General features: G+C 70.1%; 6 protein-coding genes. 1 reads left to right on the top strand and 5 read right to left on the bottom strand.

The genetic code is table 11. The annotated features are described in order from the left end of the window. The 4 genes from ACQKIP_RS36270 to ACQKIP_RS36255 form a co-directional block, all read right to left on the bottom strand. Positions 1–610, bottom strand: a 610-nt coding sequence (locus ACQKIP_RS36270; protein WP_427745112.1) for an MlaE family ABC transporter permease, incomplete at its 3' end; no start/stop codon positions are given. A gap of 3 nt (positions 611–613) precedes the next feature. Further along, positions 614–1,411: an MlaE family ABC transporter permease gene (locus ACQKIP_RS36265; protein ID WP_365856157.1), complete on the bottom strand. Its 798-nt coding sequence runs from the start codon at positions 1,409–1,411 to the stop codon at positions 614–616. Then, a complete protein-coding gene (locus ACQKIP_RS36260; RefSeq protein WP_365856155.1) occupies positions 1,408–2,424 on the bottom strand; it encodes an ABC transporter ATP-binding protein in 1,017 nt (338 codons plus the stop codon). The genes ACQKIP_RS36265 and ACQKIP_RS36260 overlap by 4 nt, the downstream gene beginning before the upstream one ends. A gap of 122 nt (positions 2,425–2,546) precedes the next feature. Further along, complete coding sequence (locus tag ACQKIP_RS36255; RefSeq protein ID WP_365856153.1) at positions 2,547–3,971, bottom strand: DUF6801 domain-containing protein; 1,425 nt, start codon at positions 3,969–3,971, stop codon at positions 2,547–2,549. 707 nt (positions 3,972–4,678) lie between these two features. Between ACQKIP_RS36255 and ACQKIP_RS36250 the strand changes: the two genes are divergently transcribed. Then, positions 4,679–5,911 carry a PucR family transcriptional regulator gene (locus tag ACQKIP_RS36250; RefSeq protein WP_365856151.1) on the top strand — a complete coding sequence of 411 codons (1,233 nt, stop codon included), beginning with the start codon at positions 4,679–4,681 and terminating at the stop codon, positions 5,909–5,911. Positions 5,912–6,007: 96 nt separating this feature from the next. On the opposite strand, the gene ACQKIP_RS36245 is transcribed toward ACQKIP_RS36250, so the two are convergent. Continuing rightward, positions 6,008–6,546, bottom strand: a 539-nt coding sequence (locus ACQKIP_RS36245) for a mechanosensitive ion channel family protein (protein WP_427745111.1), incomplete at its 5' end; no start/stop codon positions are given.

Raw genomic sequence — 6,546 nt, 5'->3', positions numbered from 1 at the left:
GTACCAGGAAGAGGTTGAAGTAGTGGTCGTAGGTGCCCGTGGACTGCGAGTTGAACAGCACGGTCGTCGCCCGTGAGGCCAGGTAGGAGCCGAGCAGGCCGATGCCGTAGAGCGGGATGACCGCGATGGCGCCGGCCACGATGCGGGTGGAGACGAGGAAGGGCGTGGAGCGCACGCCCATGCTCTCCAGGGCGTCGACCTCTTCGTTGATGCGCATGGCGCCGAGCTGCGCGGTGAAGCCCGCGCCGACCGTGGTGGACAGGGACAGGGCGGCGACGAGCGGGCCGATCTCGCGGGTGTTGAAGTAGGCGGAGACGAAGCCGGTGAACGCGTCGGTGCCGATCTGGCTGAGCGCCGCGTAGCCCTGGAGGCCGACGACCGTGCCGGTGAAGACGGTGATGCCGATCATCACGCCGACGGTGCCGCCGATCACTCCGAGGCCGCCGCTGCCGAAGGCGACCTCCGCGAGCAGCCGCTGGATCTCTTTGGGGTAGCGCCGCACGGCGCGCGGGATCCAGAACAGTGCCCGCAGGTAGAAGAGGAGTTCGTCGCCGGGCCGGTCGAGCCAGGCGAAGGCGCGGCTCTTGCCGCCGCGTGCCGTCAGGGCCATGGGTCACAGCCCCTTCGGGGGGACGAGTTGGAGGTAGACGCCCGTCAGGACCATGTTGACGAAGAAGAGGATGAGGAAGGTGAAGACGACGGACTGGTTGACCACGTCGCCCACGCCCTTGGGTCCGCCCTTGGGGTTGAGTCCGCGGTAGGCGGCGACGACTCCGGCGATGAAGCCGAAGATCAGCGCTTTGAACTCGCTGATGTACAGGTCGGGCAGCTGGGCAAGGGCGGAGAAGCTGGCCACGTACGCGCCCGGAGTGCCGTCCTGCATCACGACGTTGAAGAAGTAGCCGCCGAGGATGCCCACCACGGAGACCAGGCCGTTGAGGAGCACGCCGACCAGCATCACGGCGAGCACCCGGGGCACGACGAGGCGCTGGACGGGCGAGACGCCCATGACTCGCATCGCGTCGAGTTCCTCGCGGGTGGTCCGCGATGCGAGGTCCGCGCAGATCGCGGACCCGGCGACGCCCGAGATGAGCAGGGAGACGATCAGCGGGCTGGCCTGCTGGATGATGACCAGGACGCTGGCCCCGCCGCTGAAGGACTGGGCGCCGAACTGCTCGATCAGGGAGCCCACCTGGAGGGCGATGACCGCGCCGAACGGAATGGTCACCAGCATCGCGGGCAGGATCGTGACGCTCGCGATGAACCAGAACTGCTCGACGAACTCCCGCCACTGGAAGGGCCGTTTGAAGATCAGGCGGACCACGCTGACGGCGAGCGCGAACAGGTGGCCGATCTCGCGCAGCACGCCCAGGCCCGGCAGCGGCCGGCGCGCGGCGGGAGGCGCGCTCATGCGCCCGCTCCCCGTATCGCGCGCGGCCCGACCAGGGTGGGCGCGTCGTCGCCCCGCAGGCTGGCCTCGATGGCGCGTCGGGCCGCGGGCGGCAGCTCGTGCAGCATGCCCTGGACGCGCTCCTGGCGCCGGCGCACGGCCTGGCGTTCGGGTAGCCCGGGGGTGGGCGCGAGCTGCGGCACGATGGTCCGCTCCGTGGCGGGTCCGGCGACGATGCCGTGCGCGGCCTCCAGGTCCAGGGTGGCCTGGTCCTTCTCCTCGGACATGCCGATGGGGCCAGCCCTGCGGGCGTTGAGGAACTGCTCGACGACCGGCTCCTCGCTGGTCAGGAGTACTTCGCGGGGCCCGAAGGTCACGAGGTTGCGGCGGAACAGCATCCCCATGTTGTCGGGGACGGTCGCCGCGATGTCGAGGTTGTGGGTGACGATGAGCATCGTCGCGTCGATCTCCGCGTTGATGTCGATGAGCAGCTGCGAGAGGTACGACGTGCGCACCGGGTCGAGCCCCGAGTCCGGTTCGTCGCACAGGATGATCTGCGGGTCGAGCACCAGGGCCCTGGCCAGGCCCACGCGTTTGCGCATGCCGCCCGATATCTCGCCGGGCAGCTTCTTCTCGGCCCCCGCGAGACCGACGAGTTCGAGCCGCTCCATGACGATGCGGCGGATCTCCGATTCCTTCTTGCGGGTGTGCTCGCGCAGCGGGAAGGCGACGTTGTCGAAGAGGCTGAGCGAGCCGAAGAGCGCGCCGTCCTGGAACATCAGACCGAACAGCTTCCGGGCCTCGTACACGTCCCGTTCGCGGCTGTTGACCATGTCCACGCCGTCGATGAGGACGTGCCCCTGCTCGGGGCGGACGAGGCCGACGATCGACTTCAGGAAGACCGTCTTGCCGGTGCCGGACGGGCCGAGCATCACGCTGACTTCGCCGCGCGGCAGGGTCAGGGTGACGTTCTGCCAGATGTTCTGCTTGCCGAACGACTTGGTCAGTCCTTCGACGACCACTTCGACTCCCATCGCACCTCCTTGCTCAGAGTTCGGGGTTGTGCACGGTTCGGGTGTGGGCCCTGTGCTTTCGGCCCTGTTCGTCCGGGCCTCTTCGTTCGGCCCAGTGCTGTGGGCCGTGGCTCGCTCGGCGGTCAGAGGTCGGGAAGCTCCGGGATCTTGCAGGTCGATCCGGCGCCGCAGACGCGCCCCTGGCGGATCTTCAGTGCGTTGCCGGGGCCGGAGACCGCGCCGGAGAGCAGCGTGTCCAGGTCCTCGCCGCCTGCGCCGCACCCGTGGAGCGGCGGGATGTCCAGCTCGCCTTCGAGCAGCCCGCCCTCGCTGACCGGATAGCTGCCGGTGAGTTCCGTCTCGACGGGCCGCGAGGTGCGGCACCGGGGCCCGACGTCGAGGGGCACGCCGTTGACCCGGACGTCGTACAGGCGCAGATGCTGGCGGTAGCCGACCCTGGTGACCGGCCGCTTGCCGGGCCGGATGATGTTGACGATGGTCGCCGGCTCCGGCTCGAAGCGGACCTTGGCGGTGATCGGCTGGAACCCGAAGGTGAGGAACGTGCCCTCGGTGTCGGGCAGTTGCATGATGCCCAGGTGGTCGTACTCCACATAGTCGGGCGCCCTGACCTCCCGCATCCGCATAGCCAGGTGCATGAGACCGATCCGTGGCCCGCGCGGGTCGTTGACCAGGGCCGAGCTCTTCAGTTTGCGCAGGGTGGCGAAGCCCGCGGGCACCGCGCACATCGAGGTCGGCTCCAGCTCGCCGGCCTCACCGCCCGGCGGCACCGGCGGCAGCCGATTCGGGTCGAGCTTGCCTGCGGGCGGCTGTGCGGGGCAGGTGTCCGCGGCGGCGCGGGGCTGCGGCCCGGCGTCGATGCCCTCGGGGGTGTCGCGCGGGGTAGCGGTGTCCGGGTCCGCGGAGCCGGTGGACGGAGCGGGAGGTGTGTCCGCGGCGGGCGTCTCGACGGGGACGGTCGCGAGCAGGGTGTCCGCTCCCCCGGCCGGGGCGCAGGCCAGCTCGGCCGTCGCGGGCCGCGCGCCCGGATCTCCGGAGCCCGAGGCGGTGAGGGTGAGGTCCAGCTTCCCGGCCGTGAAGGTGACATCGCCTCCGGCGCCGACCGTCACGTACGGCACATCACCGCTGAAGCCCAGGTCGACGGCGTCCTGCGCGGGCAGTTGCACCTCGCCGGATGCCAGGCCTGCCCACTGGGCCGCCGCCCGCTGCCGCCCCTGGGCAACCGTCGTGGCCAGCACCGCCGTTCCCGCGACCGATGCCGTCCCCTCGGGCAGCAGCTCCGCCACGACGGGGCGCGGCAGGCTCGTGCGCACGCTCACCGCGGTAGGCCTGATCGGCTTGCCGACCGCCCCGCTCCCGGGAAACGTGGCGCCGAAGGCGACCTCGACCTGCCGGGTGCCCGAAGGCAGTGTGCAGTCGTACGCGGCCGTGAGCCGGGCCTGGCGGTCACGTGCGGCCGAGCCCGAACCGGGCAGCAGGCCGAGCACACAGGACACGGCGACGACCGCGGCCAGTCGGGCGGTGCGCCCGCCGCTCGGGGCTCCGGTCATCGCTGCTCTCCGATCAGAAGGCGGACCCCGCGGCAGGGGGGCCGCCGCGGGGTCCGATGGAGTGGTCCTCGCGTGGTTCCGGGGAGAGCCGGGACCACTTGCGCGAAGGGGCATCCGCACCCGGAGGACCGAAGCAGAAGCGGGGCAATACCTCGCGATAAGGCCCGATCTGCTTCCCGTTCAGCTTGCGATCCGGACCTTACGCACGGGTAACTCAGCGGCGCAACGGCCGAATTGGAAAAGGACCCCGGACCGAAATCACCAGGCATTTCCTTGTCTCTGGCACAGCAAATCCGAGAGCGGCTTCGTACACAGGTGAGTACTCCGCGACCGGCCTCTTGACGAACGGCGCATCCCGCTCTCCTGGCACGGTCACAAGCGGAGGCAGGCACCCGCTTTTGTCATCCGGACACCAACGCGCACAGCAGGTTCATCCGGCGATGAGCACTCTGCTCCCGGCCTCTTGACGTGCCCCGCTCAGACAGGGCGCCCTGAACACCTCACCAGCGGAACGGGGTTGTCCGAAAGAGAGTGATGAGCAGGGTGCACACCGGCTGTCCATGGTCTAACGTGCCAGAGGCTCCGGCGCGCCAAGATCAATTCTGAGCCGCCGCGAGCCGGCGACCACCGGGGTCGTCAGGGAGCGCTTCCGTCCCCAGCCGCTGCCGGTCAGCGGTTTCGATCACGGGCGGAGTAAGGGGAGTTCCATGACTACTGCTTTAAAGGCGGGGGATGCGGGGCATCCGGTGTCTGCTCTTCCCCGCGAGTTCGCCGCGATCATGCGCCCAGAACTGCCCGGCCTCATCCAGGAAGTCATCGACGAGATCCGCCGCTCCTACCCCGAGTACGCGGAAGTCCTCGACGGACCCTATTCCCGGGCCGTACATCTTATTGTCGAGCACAACCTGACGAGCTTCGTGGACCAGGTCGCCGCCCCGGACGCATCCACCGTCCAGCGCGACAAGGTGTGCCGCATGTTCGGCCGCTTCGAGGCCTATGAGGGCCGCAGCCTGGACACCATGCAGGCGATCTTCCGGCTCGGCGCCCGGCTCGCCCTCAACCGGGCCAAGGGAGTGCTGCGACGGCTCAACCTGCCGGCCGGCCTGATGCTCTCCTTCGCCGACGCCCTGCTTGCCTACGTGGACAATCTCATGGAGGTCTCCCGCGAGGGCTACCAGGAAGCCCGCGCGGAGATGGAGCAGGGCCAGGACATCCAGCGCCAGCGGCTCCTGAAACACCTTCTCTCGGATGTGTCCGTTCCCCGGGCGACCCTGGTCGAACTCGCCGAGCGCGCCAAGTGGCAGCTGCCCGACGAGGTCACGCCGATCGCGTTCAGCACGGACGGCCGACCGGACCGGGGCGCCGTCGCCGAGGACGTCCTGGTCGACCTGAGCTCCTCGCAGCCGCACGCCCTGATCCCCGGGCCGGTCGACGAGCACCGCCGCGCCTTCATGGACGCGGCCCCGCACACCATCCGCGCGGCGGTGGGCCTGACCGTGCCGCTGGCGGACGCGGCGGAGTCCCTGCGCTGGGCCCGAAGAGCCCTGAGCCTGGCCGAGGCGGGTGTCCTGGAGGGCACCGCCTACATCCACTGCGAGGACCACCTGGTGGCCCTCTCCCTCTTCGCCGATCCCGGCCTGGTCTCGGCGCTCGCCAAGCAGCAACTCGCCCCGCTGGCGGGCCTCACGGCCAATCAGCGCGACCGGCTCATCAGCACCCTGCGCGCGTGGCTCGACACCCGCGGGAACGTCCTGCAGATGGCCGACGTGCTCCATCTGCACCCGCAGACGGTCCGCTACCGGCTGCGCAACCTGGAGAAGGTCTTCGGCGACCTGCTGGCCTCACCGGACGACCGCTTCGCCACCGAACTGGTGCTGCGCGCCCTGGAGCTGCGATCCCGCCGCACCACCACGACCCACCGGCCGGGCGCCCTGCCCTGAGCAGCCGCCCCTGAGGGGGCGCCCGGCGGGAACCGGTCGTCGGGTGTCAGGCGCGTCGCGGGAGCGCAGCACTCCGGGATCACCGGCGCACGGCGGTCAGTGGTTCACCGGCGACTTGCCGTTGCTGGCGGCGTTGTTCCTGCCGTTGAGGGTGCCGTCGCTGTCGGTGCGCATCCACACGGTCCGCTGCGGGAAGGGAATTTCGATGCCCGCGTCGTCAAGGGCCGTCTTGGCGCGGCGGCGCAGTTCACGGGTGACGCCCCACTGCTTGAGCGGGACGGTCTTGACCGCGAGGCGCACCACGACACCGTCGGCGTCCAGGGACTGCACGCCCCACACCGACGGCTCCTCCAGCAGGATGCCCTCGAACTCCGGGTCCTGGCGCATCTCGGTGCCGGTCCGCTCCAGAACGTCGTAGACCGTGTCGAGGTTGGCGTCGTAGGCGACGGAGATGTCCAGGACGGCGCGGGCCCATTCCTGGCTGTCGTTGCGGACGCGCAGGATCTCGCCGTTGCGGATGTGCCAGAGGCCGCCGTTGAGGTCGCGGATCTGGGTGAGCCGGAGGCCCACGTGCTCGACCTCGCCGATGGCCTCGCCGAGGTCGACGGAGTCACCGACGCCGTACTGGTCCTCCA

The organism is Streptomyces sp. NPDC059900 (assembly GCF_050270335.1).
Lineage (GTDB): Bacteria > Actinomycetota > Actinomycetes > Streptomycetales > Streptomycetaceae > Streptomyces.
Note: the sequence above shows the minus strand (reverse complement) of the source record. Positions and strands in the feature narration are given on the sequence as shown.

Coding starts and splice junctions, on each gene's coding strand:
- ACQKIP_RS36265 (WP_365856157.1), bottom strand. CDS start 1,411: ATGAGCGCGCCTCCCGCCGCGCGCCGGCCGCTGCCGGGCCTGGGCGTG.
- ACQKIP_RS36260 (WP_365856155.1), bottom strand. CDS start 2,424: ATGGGAGTCGAAGTGGTCGTCGAAGGACTGACCAAGTCGTTCGGCAAG.
- ACQKIP_RS36255 (WP_365856153.1), bottom strand. CDS start 3,971: ATGACCGGAGCCCCGAGCGGCGGGCGCACCGCCCGACTGGCCGCGGTC.
- ACQKIP_RS36250 (WP_365856151.1), top strand. CDS start 4,679: ATGACTACTGCTTTAAAGGCGGGGGATGCGGGGCATCCGGTGTCTGCT.